We start from the raw sequence: 18,026 nt of genomic DNA, 5'->3' as shown, positions 1-18,026 counted from the left end.
CGTGCTGCGAAGCATGGTGCGGGGCGTGGTGCGGGGATGTCACCTCAGTGCTCCCTGACCAGTTCGGCGTACGGGCCCTGGGCAGCGGCCAGGTACTCGTGCCGCCCGCGTTCCACGACCGTGCCCCGGTCGAGTACGACGATCTCGTCGCTGTCCCGCACCGTGCTCAGCCGGTGGGCGATGACCACGCAGGCGCAGCCGCGGCGCCGCAGGTTGTCGATGATCACCTGTTCGGTCACGGCGTCCAGGGCGCTGGTCACTTCGTCGAGGACCATGACGCTGGGGCGGCGCACCAGCGCGCGGGCGATCTCCAGGCGCTGGCGCTGGCCGCCCGAGAAGTTGCGGCCGTCCTGCTCGACGCGGCTGTGGATGCCGCCGGGGCGGCGGGCGACCACGTCGTACACGGCGGCGTCCTCGAGGGCGGCGGTGACGGCCTCGTCGGTGATGGAGGGGTCCCACAGCGCGACGTTGTCGCGGACGGTGCCCTCGAAGAGGAAGACATCCTGGTCGACGAAGGAGACGGAGGCCGCCAGCGCGCCGCGCGGGATGTCCTCCAGCCGCATCCCGTCGATGCGGATGGCGCCCTCCCAGGGCGCGTAGAGGCCGGAGATCAGCCTGGAGACGGTGGACTTGCCGCTGCCGGAGCCACCGACGAGCGCGACCTGCTGCCCGGGTCCGACCGACAGCGAGAAGTCCTTCAGCAGCGGGGCATCGAGTGGGCTGTAGCCGAAGGTGATGCTGTCCAGCTCCACATGGCCCTTGAGGCGGCGGGTGCTGGCGGCGGGTTCGGGCCGCGAGTAGAGCGGGTCGACGGGGAAGCTCTCGACATCCTTGAGGCGGGCTACATCGGCCGCGAAGTCCTGGATCCGTCCCGCGACGCCGTTGAGGCGGGTGATCGGCGCGGTGAAACTGACCACCAGGGCCTGGAAGGCGACGAGCAGACCGACGGAGAGATGCCCCTCCACCGCCCGCAGGCCGCCGATCATCAGGATCAGCGCGCTGTTGAGCGCGGCCAGCGTGGGCGCGACGATCGCCAGCCACGCGCTGGGCACGCCGAGCCGCTGCTGCACGTCGAGGGTGGTCGCGTGCTGTCCGGCCCAGCGGCGGAAGAAGGCGTTCTCGCCGCCGGTGGCCTTCATCGTCTCGATGAGCTGGAGACCGCTGTAGGAGGTGTTGGTCAGCCGGGCGCTGTCGGCGCGCAGTTTCTGGGTGCCGGTGGCCCTGACGTGGATGACGATCCGCATGGCCGCCACGTTGAGCAGCGCGATCATCACACCGACGACGGTGAGCTGCGGGTCGTACGTCCACAGCAGCACCGCGTAGAGCACGACGACCACGGCGTCCACGCCCGCCGCGGCCAGGTCCCGGGCGAGGGTCTCGGCGACCGCGTCGTTGGACTGCAGCCGCTGGACGAGGTCGGCCGGGTTGCGCTGGGAGAAGAAGGTGACCGGGAGTCTGAGCAGATGCCGCAGGAAGCGGGCGCTGCCCAGGGTGGAGGAGATGATGCGCCCGCGCAGCAGATTCGCCTGCTGGAGAGCGGTGAGGGTCGCGCTGAGCACCAGGGCGGCCGCCATCGACGCGAAGAGCACGCCCAGCAGGGACGTCTGGTTCCCGATGAGGAACATGTCGATGTACGTGCGGCTCAGCGCGGGCACCGACGCGCCGACGACCACCAGCAGGAGGCTGGAGATCACTGCGGCGAGCATCGTGCCCGAAGTGCCGTGCAGGCGGGCCGGCATGGCGCCCAGGACGCCCGGCTTGCGGCCACTGCGGCGGAAGCCCTCGTCGGGTTCGAAGGTGAGCACGACACCGGTGAAACCGGTGTCGAAGTCGTCCAGCGCGACGAACCGCCGCCCCTTGTCCGGGTCGTTGATGTACACGCCCCGGCGGCCGAAGCGGCGGCCCATGCCGTCGTAGACGACGTAGTGGTTGAACTCCCAGAAGAGGACGGCCGGGGCGGGCACCTCGGCGAGCGCGGCCAGGTCCATCTGCATGCCCTTGGCCTTCAGCCCGTAACTGCGGGCGGCCTTGAGGACGTTGCTGGCGCGGGAGCCGTCGCGGGAGACGCCGCAGGCGATGCGCAGCTCCTCCAGGGGGACGAAGCGTCGGTAGTGGCCGAGCACCATGGCCAGCGCGGCGGCGCCGCACTCCACCGCCTCCATCTGCAGCACGGTGGGGGTGCGTACGGTCCGGGGCGTCCTGCCCTTGGGGGCCCGCACGGGCCTGCCGCGCGAGGAGCGGCGCCCGGTGTTCCTGCCCGCCGGCTTCGGACTGCGCCGGCGCGCGCCGCCCCGGGGCTCGGGGCGGTGGCGTCGGCGACCGGCGGGCGGGAGTCCGGGGGCGGAAGGCTGTGACTGGGCCCGGGACTCGGCCGCGGCCGGGGCCTGGGCCGGGGTCTGGGCCTGGCCGTGGGCGGCTTCCTGGGGGGCGGTCACGGAAGCAGCCAGTCGACGGGGCGCTGCGCGGAGAGGCGGACGGCGCCGGTGACCGGCGTCGTGGAGTCGACGGCGTACGGGGGTCCGTCCGTGGAGGACCACACGTAACCGGACTTGGTGCCGGCGGAGCGCTCCAGCTGTACGAGCACCGCGACGGGGTTGCCCTGCTGGGAGAACTGTGCGGCGAGCTGCTTGTCGCCGAGGAAGCTGCTGATCTGCGCCCCCGTCCGGGGCGTGCGGCTGACCGCCTTGACGCGGCCGCGCAGTACGCCGTACTGCTGCTGGGGGACGGACTGGACGGTCAGGTCGACGGAGGCGCCCACGGCGATCGTCGAGCCGCTGCCGCCGGGTACGTACAGCATGGCCACCAGCGGGGCGTCCGGGTTCTTCACACGCTCCACGGTCGCCACGTCCGCGCCGGTCGTGACGACCGAACCGATCTTGGCGACCAGTGTCGTCACGCGGCCCCCGGCCACCGCGCGCACGGGCCGGTCGCCCTGGTCCGTACGGACCGTCAGCAGGGGCTCGCCCGAGGACAGCAGCCGGCCCTCCTCGGCGAGGACTGCGGTGACCTGGCCGGCGACCGGACTCTGCAGCAGGTAACTGCCTTCGGCGCGGGTAAGGATGCCGGGTGCGCTCAGCTTGGAGGAAACGGAGCCGGTAAATGCCCAGTAGCTCGCGACGGCCATGACGATGACCGTGACGGCCAGTACGAGCCGGCCCTGCGGGCGCGCGAAACGTACCGGCAGGTGGAGTTCTTCGGGCGATTGCAGCTTGGAAAGCGCCTTTTGACGGAACTGCACGGAACTATTCCTTCAACTGCATTCGGCGATGAACCGCAGGCCGTGGGCAACCATGAACCCCGGAAGGGGGGGAGCTCCGGGGTTCATGGCCAACCGTACGGGCGCGATCAGAGACCGGCGATACCGGTGACAGCGGAGGTGTTGGCGTAAACACCGGTGACACCCGAAGCCTGACCGACGGCCTGGCCCGCGATGCCCTGCAGGGCGTGGGTGGTCTGGAGGGAGTTCAGAGCGGTGGAGACGTCGCTCACCGCGGCGCCGGCCAGGCCACCGGAAAGGCTGACGATACCGCCGGAAACAGCGTCCAGCTCGGTGTCGGCGATCTCACGGGTCTCGAGGTCGTTACGCATTACGCGCAATCCCTTCATTTGTTGGAGTATTTCTCAATGACGTGGAGCGGTCCGCAGCAAAGCCGGTCCGGCCACTCCTGCGGCGGCCCGACGCCCGAAACTCGGTCCTCACAACTGCCGCAGTGCGCAGATGAAAGCACGCGAACAGGGCTTCCAGCCAATCCCGTTGACGTCCCCCGACGGACGGGACGGCACTTCAAACGACGGGCGTGCAGCTTCGTTCACCGAATGGTGACAACCTATTCGCAAGATCGAGTAACAGATACGCGCGGCCCACCACCCGCGCGGAACCAAATTGGATATACCCCCACCAAGCACGTGAGGCAAATCCGACATATCGAGGTCGGGTGAAAGCAACGTGCCCCAGTCGCACACACGATGTGCAGGTTTCCCGAAAGCGGCACTCGGTGACGGCCCCACCACACCGGGTACCGCCCGGGACCGCCTACCCGGCCGTGTACTCCGAGGCAGCGTCGAGGAGCCAGTCGGCCAGGTACCCGGCGAAGGACGAGCGCACCAGGACCCAGAATCCGGGCTTGTGTTCGTCCCGTGGGACCAGCACGACCTGCGCGCGGGCCAGCGTGGTCTGCGCGCACCGGCCCGCCCCGAAGGAGTGCGGGTGCAGGTCGAGGGAGCAGCCGTGGGCCAGCAGGTCACGGGCCGAAGGCCCGGCGACGAGCAGTGTGGTGCGCTGGGCCGAGACGTCGACGACAGCGGCCTCCTCACCCTCCATCGCCGCGCGCAGCCGCGCCTCGAGTTCGTGCTGTGTGCCGGCCGGGCCGACGATGAGCCACTCGTCGGGACCCAGCCACAGCGCGGCCAGCTCGCCGCCTCGCACGCAGGTGTTGGCCTCGATCGGCAGCGGGATCCCGAGTGCGAGCTCGACGGCGTCCGCCGCCGGGCCCTTGGCGTCCAGGCGTACGTTGAGCTGGGCGAGGAACGGAAGTTCCGCCAGGCGCACGGCTCCGCCCGAGGCGCGGGTGGCGGCGGCGAACCGGCCGACGGCGTGGGACAGTGGGCTCAGCGGGTGGCGGCGGGTTGCGGCTTCAGCCATCGCGGCGTGCCCCCTCGGGGTCGTAGGGAACAGGGTTTGCGACCGTCACAGGGACCAGCGTGTCTCCCACCGGCGCGTACAGGCGCTCGCCGATGCGGTCCCGGCCGCCACGGATCAGGGCGAGCGCGAAGGTCCGCCCGAGGGCGGCACTGCGGTAACTGGAGGTGACGTGTCCGAGCGTCGGCACCGGTGGCGCGGGATGCGGGAACCTCCCAGCGGTATCCGGCGGACTGTCGGTGGCGACGAGGTGGGTGCCTTCGGGCAGCAGGGTGGCGGGGTCTTCGGGAAGCAGGGCGACGAGGTGTTTGCGGTCGGGCCGACTGGTGTCGGCCCGGGCGTACGAGCGCTTGCCGATGAAGTCGGGCTTCTTCTTCGACACCACCCAGCTCATGCCGAGGTCCTGCGGTGTCACCGTGCCGTCGGTGTCCTGGCCGACGATCGGGTAGCCCTTCTCGGCCCGCAGGACGTGCATCGTCTCGGTGCCGTACGGCGTGATGCCGAGGTCGCGGCCTGCCTCGTACAGCGCGTCCCACAGCGCGGGGGCCTCCCAGGGCAGGACGTTGATCTCGTACGCCAGTTCACCGGAGAAGCTGATCCGGCAGACCCGCGCCGGGATCCCGGCGACGGCCGTGTCCCGCCAGGCCATGAACGGGAAGCTGTCCGCGTCCACGGCGAGCTGCGGGGCAAGGCCGCCCAGCACGTCGCGGGAGCGGGGCCCGACCAGGGCGACGGTGGCCCACTGCTCGGTGACCGAGGTGCAGTGCACGCGCAGGTCGGGCCATTCCGTCTGGAGCCACTCCTCCATCCAGTCGAGTACGGCGGCGGCGTTGCCCGTCGTGGTCGTGACGAGGAAGCGCCTCGCGGCGAGGCGGATGACGGTGCCGTCGTCGAAGACCATGCCGTCCGGGCGGCACATCACGCCGTAGCGGATCATGCCGACCTTCAGCGTGCTCATCATGTTGGTGTAGAGCCGGTCGAGGAAGACGCCGGCGTCCGGCCCCTGGACGTCGATCTTGCCGAGGGTGGAGGCGTCCATGAACGCGACACCCTCGCGGGCAGCGCGGCACTCGCGGAGCACCGCCGCCTCCATGGCCTCGCCGTCCTGCGGGTAGTACCACGGCCGTTTCCACTGGCCGACGTTCTCGAAGAGGGCGCCGTGGGCGATGTGCCACTCGTGGAGCGCGGTCACGCGCACCGGGTCGTGCAGCTCACCGCGGTCGCGGCCGGCGAGCGTGGCGAAGCCGACAGGTGCGTACGGGGCCCGGAAGGTCGTCGTGCCCAGGTCGCCGACGTCGACGCCGAGCAAGTGCGCAACGACGCCGCTCGCGAGCAGGCCCGAGGTCTTGCCCTGGTCGTTCGCCGTGCCCGCTGTGGTGTAGCGCTTGAGGTGCTCCACCGAACGCAGGCCCGCCCCGGTCGCGCGCGCCAGGTCATCGACGGTGACATCGCGTTGGAGGTCGACGAAGTGGGTGGGGTGGCCTTCGGCGGGCGGGCCGGGCACGACGAACAGGTGCATGGCGGGTGACCGGGGCTCTTCGACAGCCGCCGGGAGCGGGAGCGGACCGGCGACGGCGAATCCCTCGGCCTCGATCGACCGGGCTCCGGCCGCCGCGCCGTCGGCGAGGCAGCCGGGCAGGTCGAACACACCCTGGGCGGAGCCGGCGACTTCAACCGCCTGACGGCAGCTGTCCGGGACGAACGAGCCGAGCCCCTCGTCGTGGCGCAGCCGTCCTCCCGCCTGGCTGAACAGGTGCACGACGGGGTTCCAGCCGCCCGAGACCAGGAGCAGGTCGGCGGCGATCTCACGGTGCGCCAGGCCCTCGCCGAAGGGATCTGCGAGCACCGACGAGACCCGTGCCTCGCCGGTGGTGCCGGTCACGGCGTGCCCGACGAGCACCTCGATCCCGACCCGCTCGGCGCGGCGCGCCCACTCCCCCGGCTTGGGCCGGGTGTCGACGATCGCCGCGATGTTCAGGCCCGCCGCTGTGAGGTCGAGCGCGGTGGCGTAGGCGCTGTCGTTCGTGGTGAACACGACCGCGTGGCGGCCCGGGGCGACCCCGTAGCGGTTGACGTACGTACGGGCGGCGCCGGCCAGCATGACGCCGGGGCGGTCGTTGTCGGCGAAGGCGAGCGAGCGCTCGTGTGCGCCGGTTGCCAGGACGACCCTGCGTGCCCGGATCCGCCAGACTCGCTCGCGCGAGACATGGGCGGGGGCATCGGCGCCGAGGTGGTTGGTACGGCGCTCGACAGCCAGTAGATGGTTGTCGTCGTAGTAGCCGAAGACGGTGGTGCGCAGGAGCACCCGTACCTCGGGCGCCGCGTCGAGCTCGTGGCCGACGGCGGCGGCCCACTCGGTGGCCGGTGAACCGTCGAGCGTCTCACGTGTGCCGAGCAGGCTTCCGCCGAGCTCGGGTTGGTCGTCCGCGAGGATCACCCGCGCCCCGCTCCGGGCGGCCGCGGCCGCCGCGGCGAGTCCGGCCGGTCCGCCACCGACGACCAGCAGGTCGCAGTGGGCGTGCACGGCGTCGTAGCGGGCGGGGTCGGGGGCGGTGGCGAGGCGCCCCTGACCGGGCAGGCTGCTCGCGGCGAGCCCGTCGTACAGCTCGACGGTCGTCGCCGGAAGCATCGGCTCCGGGAACGGCGCCTCGATCTGGACGACGGCGTTCGGCTCCTCGATTCCGGCGGAGAAGATACCGCGCGGGCGGCCGAGTCTGACGCTGGTGCCGGTCTGGTGGACACCGCCCGCGAGCAGCGCGGCGGCGAGCGTGTCGCCCCGGTGGCCCGTGTACTCCACGCCGTCGAAGCTGAAACTCAGCGGCTCGTCACGCGAGATCCGTCCCCCGTGGGGCAGTCGGAACGCTTGCGAGGTCATGCGATCACCGGCCTTGGTTCGCCGGCCCGGTAGACGGCGAGGATCTCGTTGGTCGCCGTGTCCCGGACGGCGTTGAACCAGCGGCGGCAGCCGTCCGCGTGGTTCCATCTCTCGGGGAAGGGCCCCTTGGGGTTGTCGCGGAAGAAGAGGTAGCGCGCCCATTCCTCGTCGGTCAGGGCCGCGGGGTCCTCGGGGTACGGCACGTGCGCCTGGCCGCCGTAGTGGAACTCGGCCTCGTCGCGAGGACCGCACCAGGGGCATGGGATGAGCAGCATGGGCAAGAGCTCCTCAGTGGGCCACCGCGGCCGCGCCGTGCTCGTCGACGAGCGCGCCGGTGGTGAAGCGTTCGAGCGTGAAGGGGGCGTTGAGCGGGTGCGGCTGGTCGTGGGCGATGGTGTGCGCGAAGGTCCAGCCGACTCCCGGTGTGGCCTTGAAGCCGCCGGTGCCCCAGCCGCAGTTGAGGTACAGCTGGTCCACGGGGGTGAGTCCGACGATCGGGGAGGCGTCGGGGCTGACGTCGACGATTCCACCCCAGGTGCGCAGGACGTGGGCGCGGGCGAAGACCGGGAACAGCTCGAGTGCGGCTGCCATCTGGCGTTCGATGATGTGGAACGCGCCGCGCTGGGTGTAGGAGTTGTACGCGTCGATGCCGGCACCCATGACGAGTTCGCCCTTGTGTGCCTGGCTGACGTACACGTGCACCGCGTTCGACATGACGACGGTGGGATGCACCGGTTCGAGCAGCTCGGAGACCAGGGCCTGCAGCGGGTGGCTCTGGACCGGTACGTCGAATCCGGCCATCGCGGCGAGTACCGACGAGTGGCCGGCGGCGCACAGGGCCACCTTGCCCGTGGCGATCGGGCCCAGCGAGGTGCGGACCCCGGTGACCCGGCCGTCCTGTATGTCGATGCCGGTGACCTCGCAGTTCTGGATGAGGTCGATGCCGGCGGCGTCGGCGGCGCGGGCGAGGCCCCAGGCGACATGGTCGTGCTTGGCGATGCCCGCACGCGGCTGGTACGTCGCCCCCAGGACCGGGTAGCGCACCTCCTGCGAGATGTTGACGATCGGGCAGACCTCCTTGACCTGCTGGGGGTCGAGCCACTCGGCGTCCACGCCGCCCAGCCGGTTGGCCTCCACCCGGCGCACGCTGTCACGTACGTCCTGGAGGCTGTGGGCGAGGTTCAGCACGCCGCGCTGGGAGAAGAGGATCGGGTAGTTGAGATCGTCCTCCAGCCCCTCCCACAGCTTGAGCGCGTGCTCGTAGATCCCGGCGCTCTCCTCCCACAGGTAGTTGGACCGGATGATGGTGGTGTTGCGGGCCATGTTGCCGCCCGCGAGCCAGCCCTTCTCGAGCACGGCGACGTTGGTGATGCCGTGGTTCTTGGCCAGGTAGTGGGCCGTGGCGAGGCCGTGTCCGCCGCCGCCCACGATCACGACGTCGTAACTGCGCTTGGGCTCGGGCGTGCGCCACAGCCATTCGGGGTGCTCGGGGAGGTCGGCACCAGGGGTGCGGGGGCTCATCGCGCGTCTCCTGACAGGTGCGGGTAGAGCGGGTGCTTGGCGGCGAGGATGCGGATACGGGCGCGCAGTGCGGGGACGTCGGGGGCGGGTTGCAGGGCGAGCGCGATGACGTCGGCGACCTCGGCGAAGTCCTCGTCGCCGAAGCCCCGGGTGGCCGTCGCGGGTGTGCCGATGCGCAGGCCCGAGGTGACCATGGGCGGGCGGGGGTCGAACGGCACCGCGTTGCGGTTGACCGTGATGCCGATCCGGTGAAGCAGGTCCTCGGCCTGCTTGCCGTCCAGCTCCGACGACCGCAGATCGACCAGGACCAGGTGTACGTCGGTGCCTTCGGTGAGTACCTTCACTCCGGCCGCCGCCGCGTCGGGACGGGCGAGCCGCTCGGCCAGGATCCGCGCGCCGGCGAGCGTACGGACCTGGCGCTCGGCGAAGGCCTGCGATGCGGCCAGCTTGAAGGCCACGGCCTTTGCCGCGATGACATGTTCGAGCGGGCCGCCCTGCATGCCGGGGAACACCGCTGAGTTGATCTTCTTGGCGAGGCCGGCGTCATCGGTGAGGATGACGCCACCGCGCGGTCCGCCGAGCGTCTTGTGCGTCGTCGTGGTGGTCACATGGGCGTGTGGAACCGGGTTCGGGTGCAGCCCGGCCGCTACGAGTCCGGCGAAGTGCGCCATGTCGACCATCAGATGCGAACCGACCTCGTCCGCGATCCGGCGGAAGGCGGCGAAGTCCAGCTGCCGCGGGTACGCCGACCAGCCCGCAATGATCATCTTGGGCCGGTGCTCCTTGGCCAGCCGCTCCACCTCGTCCATGTCGACCAGACCGTCCGTCTCACTGACGTGGTAGGGAACGACGTTCATCATCCGGCCCGAGTAGTTGATACGCATGCCGTGCGTCAGGTGCCCGCCGTGCGCGAGGTCGAGGCCGAGGATCGTGTCGCCGGGTTCCAGCAGCGCGAAGAACACAGCGATGTTGGCCTGCGCCCCGGAGTGCGGCTGGACGTTGGCGAATCCCGCGCCGAACAGCGTCTTGACCCGCTCGATCGCCAGCCGTTCGGTCACATCGACGTGTTCGCATCCGCCGTAGTAACGGCGTCCCGGGTAGCCCTCGGCGTACTTGTTGGTGAGGACCGAGCCCTGGGCCTCCATCACCGCGGCCGGGGCGAAGTTCTCCGACGCGATCATCTCCAGCGTGGTCTGCTGGCGGGCGAGTTCCGCGCGGACCGCCGCGTGGACCTCCGGGTCCAGCTCCGCGAGCGGCGTGTCGAGCAGGGCTGCGGCTTGGGGCTGGTGGGCGTTCATACGGCCTGCCTCGAACGTGGGGTCATGGAGGAATCAGCGGAGGCGGCGGCACGCTCGGCCGCCTCGACGACATTGGCCAGCAGCATCGCCCGGGTCATGGGGCCCACTCCGCCGGGCATGGGCGCGAGCCATCCCGCGACGTCGGCGACGTCCGGATGCACATCGCCGAGCAGCCCTTCTTCGGTGCGGGTGATGCCGACGTCGAGCACGGCCGCCCCGGGCCGGACCATCTCCCGTGTGATGAGCCCGGGTGAGCCGGCCGCCGCGACGACGACGTCCGCTTCACGAACATGCCACGAGATGCCTTTCGTACCCGTGTGGCACAACGTGACCGTCGCGTTCTCCGACTTACGGGTGAGCAGCAGGCCGATCGGGCGGCCGACGGTGATGCCGCGGCCGATCACGCAGACCCGGGCCCCGGCGAGCGGGATGTCGTGGCGGCGCAGCAGTTCGACGATTCCGCGCGGGGTGCAGGGCAGCGGGGCGTCGACGCCGAGCACCAGCCGGCCGAGGTTGGCGGGGTGCAGGCCGTCGGCGTCCTTCGCCGGGTCCATCCGCTCCAGCACGGCCTTGGCGTCGAGCCCGCGCGGCAGGGGCAGTTGGACGATGTAGCCGGTGCACGCGGGGTCGGCGTTGAGTTCGTCGACGACGCGTTCCACCTGTTCCTGCGTGGCGTCGGCGGGGAGCTCGCGCCGGATCGAGGTGATCCCGGCCTCCGCGCAGTCGCGGTGCTTGCCTCCCACATAGGCGCGGCTGCCGGGGTCGTCGCCGACCAGCACGGTGCCGAGTCCCGGTGTGACGCCGCGCTCGGCCAACGCCGCCACGCGCACGGCGAGTTCGGCACGGACGGCAGCCGCGGTCCGCTTGCCGTCGAGGATCTTTGCGCTCACATTCATCCCTTCGTGGGCGGGGATTGCCCGGGGTCTAGCCACGCAGGCGCTGCATCGACGGATCGAACAGCGGCTCCTCGGCGACGACCGCCGGGACGCGCCGGTCGAAGTAACCGATGCCCAGCGAGCGGCCCGGGGTGGACAGCTCCGCGGGCAGCCAGGCGTAGGCGATGCCCTTGCCGATCGTGTAGCCGTAGGCCGCGCTGGTGACGTATCCGACGCAGGTCTCGCCGTCGTACACGGGCTCCTTGCCCATGACCACGGCGCGTGAGTCGTCGATGGTCAGGCATGTGAGGCGGCGGCGGACCTGCGTCCCGCGTCGCTCCAGTGCGGTGCGGCCGATGAAGTCGCCCTTGTCCATCTTCACGGCGAAGCCGACACCCGCCTCGTACGGGTCGTGTTCGTACGTCATGTCCGTGCCGAACGAGCGGTAGCCCTTCTCCAGGCGCAGGCTGTTGAACGCGCCCCGGCCGGCCGCGATGCCGCCGTGAGGCCGGGCCGCCTCCCAGAGCGTGTCCCACAGCTTCAGCCCCATGTCGGCGCCTGTGTACAGCTCCCAGCCGAGCTCGCCGACGTAACTCAGGCGCATCGCGGTGACGGGGACGGAACCGATGTGCGCGCGCTTGGCGCGAAAGTACTTCAGGCCGGCATTCGAGAAGTCCTGGTCGGCCAGCGGCTGGAGCACGTCGCGCGCCTTCGGCCCCCACAGGCCGATGCAGCAGGTGCCCGCCGTAACGTCGCGTACGACGACGGACCCTCCCCCGGCTGCCGCCGGGAGGTGCCTCCAGTCGGCCAGGTTCCGGTGGAACCAGTCGAGGTCCGGATTGCCGTTCGCGCCGACCTGGAAGTGGTCCCGGCCCAGCCGCGCGACCGTGACGTCGCTGCGGATCCCGCCGTCCTCGGCCAGCATCAGGGTGTAGGTCACCGAGCCGACGGACTTGTCGACGTTGGCCGTGGTCAGGTACTGGAGGAACGCGGCGGCTCCGCGGCCGGTGACCTCCAGGCGCTTGAGGGCCGTCATGTCGTACATCGCGACGGTCTCGCGAGTGACCTGGGCCTCGGCGCCGACGATCGGCGACCAATAGCGGGCGGCCCAGTCGTTGGGGACCGGGATGTCCCGCCCGGCCAGGAGGGGTTCGTTGGCGGCGTACCACTGGGGCCGTTCCCAGCCGGACGCCTCCAGGAAGAAGGCGCCCAGCTCCTGCTCGCGGGCGTGGAACGGGCTGGTGCGCAGCGGCCGCGGAGCTCCCGCCGGCTGGAGTGGGTGGAGGATGTCGTAGACCTCGACGAAGTTCTGGCAGTCGCGCGCCAGTACGTAGTCGGGGGCGAGCTGGTGCGGCTCGAAGCGGTTGACGTCGCACTCGTGCAGGTCGAAGGAGGAGCAGTAGCCGTCGACGAGCCATTCCGCCATGGCGCGGCCCACCCCGGCGGAGTGGGTGACCCATACCGCCTCGGCGACCCAGAAGCCCTTCACCTCGGGTGACTCCCCCATCAACGGCATACCGTCGGTGGTGAAGGAGAAGAGCCCGTTGATGCCCTCCTCGATCTTCGCTTCCCTCGTCGCGGGCAGGAGCGCCTGGGTCTCGGCCCATGCCTCGGCGAAGTCGTCCTCGGTGAACCGCAGGACTGAGGGCATCTGCCCCGCGGAGCCCACCGAGGCGATGTCGTCCGCCGAGACCGGCATGGGGCGGTGGCCGTAGTACCCGATGCCGAGCCGGTCGAAGCGGTCGCGGTAGTACAGGTCCGCGTCCTGGTGCCGCAGGATCGGGCGGACGGCCTCGTCCGTCTGCCCCGCCAGTGCCGGTACCGGGCCGGTCCACGCCAGCTGATGCGCCAGTGGAGTCAGCGGCAGGTTCATCCCGACCATGCGGGCGACCTTGGGGCCCCAGATGCCGGCGCAGCACACGACGATGTCCGCGGGAATCTCGCCCTGGTCCGTGACGACGGCGGCGACGCGCTCGTCCTCCGTACGGATGTCGAGGACCTCGTGGCGGGCGAGGAAGCGCACGCCCCGGGCCGTGGCCAGCCGGATCTGCGCCTCGACCGCGAGCACCGCCTTGGCCAGACCGTCGGTGGGGACCAGCAGACCGCCGAGCACGCGGCCCCGGTCCACCAGCGGGTGCAGCTCGACGCACTCGTCGGGGCCGAGCAGCCGGGCCTCGATGCCCCAGGCGGTGATCCAGCCGTGCCGGCGCCGGAGTTCGGTGAGGCGTTCCGGGGTCGTGGCGACCTCGAGCCCCCCGGTCTGCAGAAAGCACGGCTGCCCGTCGACGTCGAGGGAGCAGAACTTCTCCACGGTGTAGCGGGCCATCTCCGTCATGGTCTTCGAAGGGTTCGTCTGGAACACCAGGCCCGGCGCATGGGACGACGACCCGCCGGTGGCGGGCAGCGGCCCCTGGTCGACGACCGTCACATCGGTCCAGCCTGCGGAGGACAGTTCGTCTGCCAGCGCCGCTCCCACGACGCCCGCCCCGATGATGACCACACGTGGTCCCGCCATCGCCGCACCTCCATTTCAGAAGCAGTCTGGTTGCTGTCAGCGCAACATGCTTCAGGTTGCGCAACTCACATTGCCGGTCGTCGAGGGTGGTGTCAAGAGGTGCGTCCGGCCGTCGGGGAGCGGTCCGGGAGCGCGCGAAAACAACGGTGCCCGGCGGGCTGTTTGACAGCTTGCCGGGCACCGCTCCTGCTGGTAATCGCTGCGTCGCCGCTCCGGCTCAGCCCTTCCCGAGCCAGGCGTCGACCTTGTCGCGATGGTCCTCGACCCACTTCGCCGCAGCGTCTTCGGGCGACATCTTGTCCTGCGCGATGTACTTCGCCACGAGGTTCTGGTCCTCGTTCGTCCAGGTGAAGTTCTTCACGAGTGTGTAGGCGGGGCTGCCGGAGTCGGCGAACTTCTTGCTGACGATCTTGTCCAGGGGGTATTCCGGATAGTCACAGGCGATCTTCTCCGTGTCGGCGTCGCAGCCGTCCTTGTACGGCGGCAGGTTCACCTTGACGAGCTTGATCTCCGACAGGAGCCACTGCGGTTCGTAGAAGTACCCGATGACCGGTGTCTTGTTGGCCTCGGCCTGCCGGAAGGCCTGGATGAGCGCCGTCTCGCTGCCCCCGTACACCACCTTGTAATCGAGGTTGAGATTCTTCACCAGGGCGCCGTCGTTGGTGACGAACGACGGGTCGCCGTCCAGGAGCTGGCCCTTGCCGCCGGACTCGGACGTCTTGAACAGGGCCGCGTACTTGTTCAGGTTCTTCCAGTCGGTGATGTCCGGGTACTTCTTCGCCATCCACGGCGGCACGTACCAGCCGATGACGCCCTGGTTGCCCGTCTCGCCGGCCACGACGGCCGTCTTCTGCTGGTCGATGTACTTCTTCTTGAGGTCCGGGTGGCCCCAGTTCTCGACCACCGCGTCCACCTCGCCGGTGCCGAAGCCCTGCCAGGCGACCTCCTCCTTGAGGTCCTTCTTCGTCACCGAGCACCCGAGGTCCTTCTCGGCGACGTACGCGATGACGGCCGCGTTCGCCTCGTAGCCCACCCAGGGGTTGATGGCGAGGTTGAACGAACCGCATTTCCCGGCGCTTGCGTCCGCCGAGCCGGCGCCCGACTCACCGATCTTCGCGCCGCCGCAGCCGCTGAGTGCGAGCGCCAGCGCCGCCAGAGAAGCCACGCCGGCGCGCCTCCGCGCGGACGAATGCCTTGTAATGATCTTGCCTGTCACGTGTCCTGCCCTTCTGCCTCAGCGCCCACTGGGCGCCCTTGCGGCCCGGTGTGCCGCCGCTTGAGTGATCCGGTCGAACATCACGCCCAGCAGCACGATGGCCAGGCCGGCGGCCAGGCCCTTGCCGTACAGCTGGCCCTGCGAGAAGCCGGCGACGACGTCGTAGCCGAGGGCTCCCGCCCCGACCAGCCCGCCCACCACGACCATCGACAGCACGTAGATGAGGCCCTGATTGGTGGCAAGGCTGAGGGCGCTGCGCGACATCGGCAGTTGCACCTTGGCGATGATCTGCCAGGTGCTCGAGCCGGCCGCCGTCGCCGCCTCCACCGTGGTCGGCGGCACCGCGCGCACCCCGTCCGCGATGATCTTTATCGTCACCGGGGCCGCATAGACGATCGCGGCGACGATGGCCGTGAAGCGGCTCGCGCCGAACAGCGCCAGGAAAGGCACCAGGTACACGAAGGACGGCATCGTCTGCGCGGCGTCGAGAACGGGCCTGACCAGCCGGTCGGCCATGGCGCTGCGCCCCATCCACACTCCCACGGCCACACCGACAGCCATCACGATCACCGTGGCCACCATGGTCGAGGCCAGTGTCGTCATGCTGTCCTGCCACAAGCCGGTCGCGACGATCAGCGCCGTACACACCGCCGCCGTGACGCCGGCCCGCCACCCTCCCAGCACAGCCCCGAGCCCGACCACGACCGCGCCGACCAGCCACCACGGGGAGCCGGTCAGCAGCTCCTCGAAGGGGTTCAGCAGCAGCGTGGTGAGCAGATCGCGCACCCCGTTCGTCACGCCCGACAGGCTGCTCTGCGACCACTCGGTCGCCGAGTCCGCCGTACTGGCGATCGCGCTGCCCACACCGATGCCGTCGGGGAACTGGGCCGCCCACACATAGGTGTGGGACAGCCATACGCAGACGGCGGTGAGCGCGCCGCCCGCGAAGAGCAGCGGCCGACGCCATCGTGAGGAACGACCGCGTGCCCGCCGGGCGTTCTCCACCCTCACGCTCGCCGCGGTCGTCACCCGGTCGAGCACGATGGCCATGACGACGATGGCGAGACCGGCGTTGAACGCCACGCCCACGTCGAGCGTCTGGAGCGCCTTGACGACGGTCTTGCCGAGGCCGGGTGCGTCGATGAGCGCGGCAATCGTGACCATGGACAGTGCTGCCATGATCGTCTGGTTCACGCCCAGCACAATCGTGCGCTTCGACATCGGCAGCAGCACCTTGGTGAGCGTCTGCCGCCGGGTCGACCCCAGTGACTCGGCCGCCTCGACCGTGGTTCCGGGCACCGACCGGATGGCGTGCGCGGTGAGGCGTACCGCCGGAGGCGTCGCGAAGATCAGTGTGGCGATCGTCGCGGACGCCGGGCCGATGAGGAAGAACAGCGTCAGCGGCGCCAGATACACGAACGTCGGCATGGTCTGCATGAAATCGAGCACGGGAGTGGCCAGCCGGTTCACCCGGTCCGACAGCCCTGCCCACACCCCGAGCGGGATGCCGATGAGCAGGGCCACGAGGACCGCCGCCACGGTGAGCGCGAGGGTGTCCATGCTCTCTTCCCACAGCCCCTGAAGGCCGAAGAAGACGAAACCCGCGACGGCCGGCGCCGCCACCCGCACATTGCCGAACGCCCACGAGGCGTAGCCCACGACCGCGACGACGCCCAGCCAGCCGACCGCGGGCACCGGGCGGCCGAACGACGGCTGGGAGATCAGCGCCTGGATGAACGTGACCAGGTTGTCGATGACCAGCCGGATCTCGTTGAAGAAGTAGAGGAAGACCGGGTTGGTGTTACGGCTTGCGCCGATGGCGTCGTTGATCTCGTTGAACCGGCGGTGCAGCGGCGTCAGGTCGGCCGTACCGAGGGGAAGCGTGTGGGTGCCGCGCAGGATCAGCCACAGGGCGAGCCAGCCCGCGATGATCGCGGCCGCGACGACCCGGCGGCCGACTCGCGCGGGCGCCGGGCGCGCGGCCGCCTCTGCGAGGACGGCCATCACGCACCGTCCCGTGTACCGGCGACGACCGAGAGGATCTCCTCGTGGCCGACGACGCCCAGCAGCCGCCCGTCGTCAACGACCTTCACGGGCCTGTCCGCGGCGAGGACCGCACGCACCGCGTCGCGGACCACCACGTCCGGGCCGGACTCCGGCCCGTCCAGGGCGTCGTCCGGCTGCGCGGGCCGCATGATCCACCGCAGGGTCAGGACCTCCGAGCGCGGTACGTCCGCGACGAAGTCCCGTACGTAGTCGTCGGCGGGCGCGCCCACCAGCTCGTCGCCCGTGCCGCACTGCACCATGCGGCCGTCGCGCATGATGAGGATGCGGTCACCGAGCTTGAGCGCCTCGGACAGGTCGTGGGTGATGAACACCATGGTCTTGCCGACCTCGTGGTGCAGCCGGATGACCTCGTTCTGCATGTCCCGGCGGATCAGCGGGTCGAGCGCGGAGAACGGCTCGTCGAAGAAGAGGACGTCCGGATCGCCGGCGAGGGCACGCGCGAGGCCGACGCGCTGCTGCATTCCGCCGGACAGCTGGTCGGGGTAGGAGTGCTCGTATCCGGCGAGACCGACCAGTTCGACGACTTCTTGGGCCCGCCGGGTCCGCTCGGCCCTGCCCATGCCCCGGATCTCCAGTCCGTACGAGACGTTGTCCAGGGCCCGGCGGTGCGGCAGCAGCCCGAAGTGCTGGAAGACCATCGAGAACTTGTGGCGACGCAGCTCCCGCAGCCTCTTGTCGTCCGCGGCGCGGATGTCCTCGCCCTCGAAGACCAGCTCGCCGGAGGTCGGCTCGATCAGCCGGGTGAGACATCGCACCAGTGTCGACTTGCCCGAGCCGGACAGGCCCATGACGACGAAGACCTCACCGGGCGACACGTCGAAACTCACGTCCCGCACGGCCGCGGTGCAACCGGTCCGCTCCATCAGCTCGCGGCGCGAGAGATCGCACAGCTCCGTCGAACCCGGCACCTGCGCGGACTTCGGCCCGAAGACCTTCCACAGCCCGCGCACGGAGATGACCGGAGCCCGGTCTTCGGACATGCCCCGCCGCGGCGGGAGTTCTGTCTCTGTTGCGGTCACT

Annotated in this window: 11 protein-coding genes and 1 pseudogene; all 12 read right to left on the bottom strand. The window is 70.4% G+C overall.

The window, feature by feature from the left end; all coding sequences use genetic code 11:
- Positions 1-44: 44 nt before the first annotated feature.
- Entirely contained in the window at positions 45-2,435 is a 2,391-nt protein-coding gene (locus tag NLX86_RS31450; RefSeq protein WP_374214002.1) for an NHLP family bacteriocin export ABC transporter peptidase/permease/ATPase subunit, read from the bottom strand.
- Positions 2,432-3,238 (bottom strand): HlyD family efflux transporter periplasmic adaptor subunit, encoded by an 807-nt coding sequence (locus NLX86_RS31445; protein WP_254375223.1) that lies wholly within the window; start codon positions 3,236-3,238, stop codon positions 2,432-2,434. Before NLX86_RS31445 ends, NLX86_RS31450 begins: the two co-directional genes overlap by 4 nt.
- A gap of 107 nt (positions 3,239-3,345) precedes the next feature.
- Positions 3,346-3,588, bottom strand: coding sequence for a hypothetical protein (locus NLX86_RS31440; protein WP_254375222.1), 243 nt, complete (start codon positions 3,586-3,588; stop codon positions 3,346-3,348).
- Positions 3,589-4,033: 445 nt separating this feature from the next.
- Complete coding sequence (locus NLX86_RS31435; protein ID WP_254375221.1) at positions 4,034-4,642, bottom strand: sarcosine oxidase subunit gamma; 609 nt, start codon at positions 4,640-4,642, stop codon at positions 4,034-4,036.
- A pseudogene (locus NLX86_RS31430) lies at positions 4,635-7,789 on the bottom strand (sarcosine oxidase subunit delta family protein). Before NLX86_RS31430 ends, NLX86_RS31435 begins: the two are co-directional and overlap by 8 nt.
- Positions 7,790-7,802: 13 nt before the next feature.
- Positions 7,803-9,035 (bottom strand): sarcosine oxidase subunit beta family protein, encoded by a 1,233-nt coding sequence (locus NLX86_RS31425; RefSeq protein WP_254375220.1) that lies wholly within the window; start codon positions 9,033-9,035, stop codon positions 7,803-7,805.
- A complete protein-coding gene (gene glyA, locus NLX86_RS31420) occupies positions 9,032-10,333 on the bottom strand; it encodes a serine hydroxymethyltransferase (protein ID WP_254375219.1) in 1,302 nt (433 codons plus the stop codon). Before glyA ends, NLX86_RS31425 begins: the two co-directional genes overlap by 4 nt.
- Positions 10,330-11,223, bottom strand: a complete 894-nt coding sequence (locus NLX86_RS31415; protein WP_254375218.1) for a bifunctional methylenetetrahydrofolate dehydrogenase/methenyltetrahydrofolate cyclohydrolase — start codon at positions 11,221-11,223, stop codon at positions 10,330-10,332. The genes glyA and NLX86_RS31415 overlap by 4 nt, the downstream gene beginning before the upstream one ends.
- Before the next feature lie 34 nt (positions 11,224-11,257).
- The gene (locus NLX86_RS31410) at positions 11,258-13,723 is read right to left on the bottom strand and encodes an FAD-dependent oxidoreductase (protein ID WP_254375217.1); all 2,466 of its coding nucleotides are present in this window, start codon (positions 13,721-13,723) and stop codon (positions 11,258-11,260) included.
- A 217-nt stretch (positions 13,724-13,940) separates the two neighbouring features.
- On the bottom strand, positions 13,941-14,888 hold the full coding sequence (locus NLX86_RS31405; RefSeq protein ID WP_254375216.1) for an ABC transporter substrate-binding protein: 948 nt from the start codon (positions 14,886-14,888) through the stop codon (positions 13,941-13,943).
- Between the two features lie 69 nt (positions 14,889-14,957).
- Positions 14,958-16,943, bottom strand: coding sequence for a proline/glycine betaine ABC transporter permease (locus NLX86_RS31400; RefSeq protein ID WP_254375215.1), 1,986 nt, complete (start codon positions 16,941-16,943; stop codon positions 14,958-14,960).
- Positions 16,943-18,025: a glycine betaine/L-proline ABC transporter ATP-binding protein gene (locus NLX86_RS31395; RefSeq protein ID WP_254375214.1), complete on the bottom strand. Its 1,083-nt coding sequence runs from the start codon at positions 18,023-18,025 to the stop codon at positions 16,943-16,945. Before NLX86_RS31395 ends, NLX86_RS31400 begins: the two co-directional genes overlap by 1 nt.
- Between the last annotated feature and the right edge of the window lies 1 nt (position 18,026).

This window comes from Streptomyces sp. A3M-1-3 (genome assembly GCF_024213665.1).
Taxonomy (GTDB): Bacteria; Actinomycetota; Actinomycetes; order Streptomycetales; family Streptomycetaceae; genus Streptomyces.
Note: the sequence above shows the minus strand (reverse complement) of the source record. Positions and strands in the feature narration are given on the sequence as shown.

Bases quoted from the DNA above. Each gene is read 5' to 3' on its own strand.
- NLX86_RS31440 (WP_254375222.1), bottom strand. From the start codon at position 3,588: ATGCGTAACGACCTCGAGACCCGTGAGATCGCCGACACCGAGCTGGAC.
- NLX86_RS31435 (WP_254375221.1), bottom strand. From the start codon at position 4,642: ATGGCTGAAGCCGCAACCCGCCGCCACCCGCTGAGCCCACTGTCCCAC.
- NLX86_RS31425 (WP_254375220.1), bottom strand. From the start codon at position 9,035: ATGAGCCCCCGCACCCCTGGTGCCGACCTCCCCGAGCACCCCGAATGG.
- glyA (WP_254375219.1), bottom strand. From the start codon at position 10,333: ATGAACGCCCACCAGCCCCAAGCCGCAGCCCTGCTCGACACGCCGCTC.
- NLX86_RS31410 (WP_254375217.1), bottom strand. From the start codon at position 13,723: ATGGCGGGACCACGTGTGGTCATCATCGGGGCGGGCGTCGTGGGAGCG.
- NLX86_RS31400 (WP_254375215.1), bottom strand. From the start codon at position 16,943: ATGGCCGTCCTCGCAGAGGCGGCCGCGCGCCCGGCGCCCGCGCGAGTC.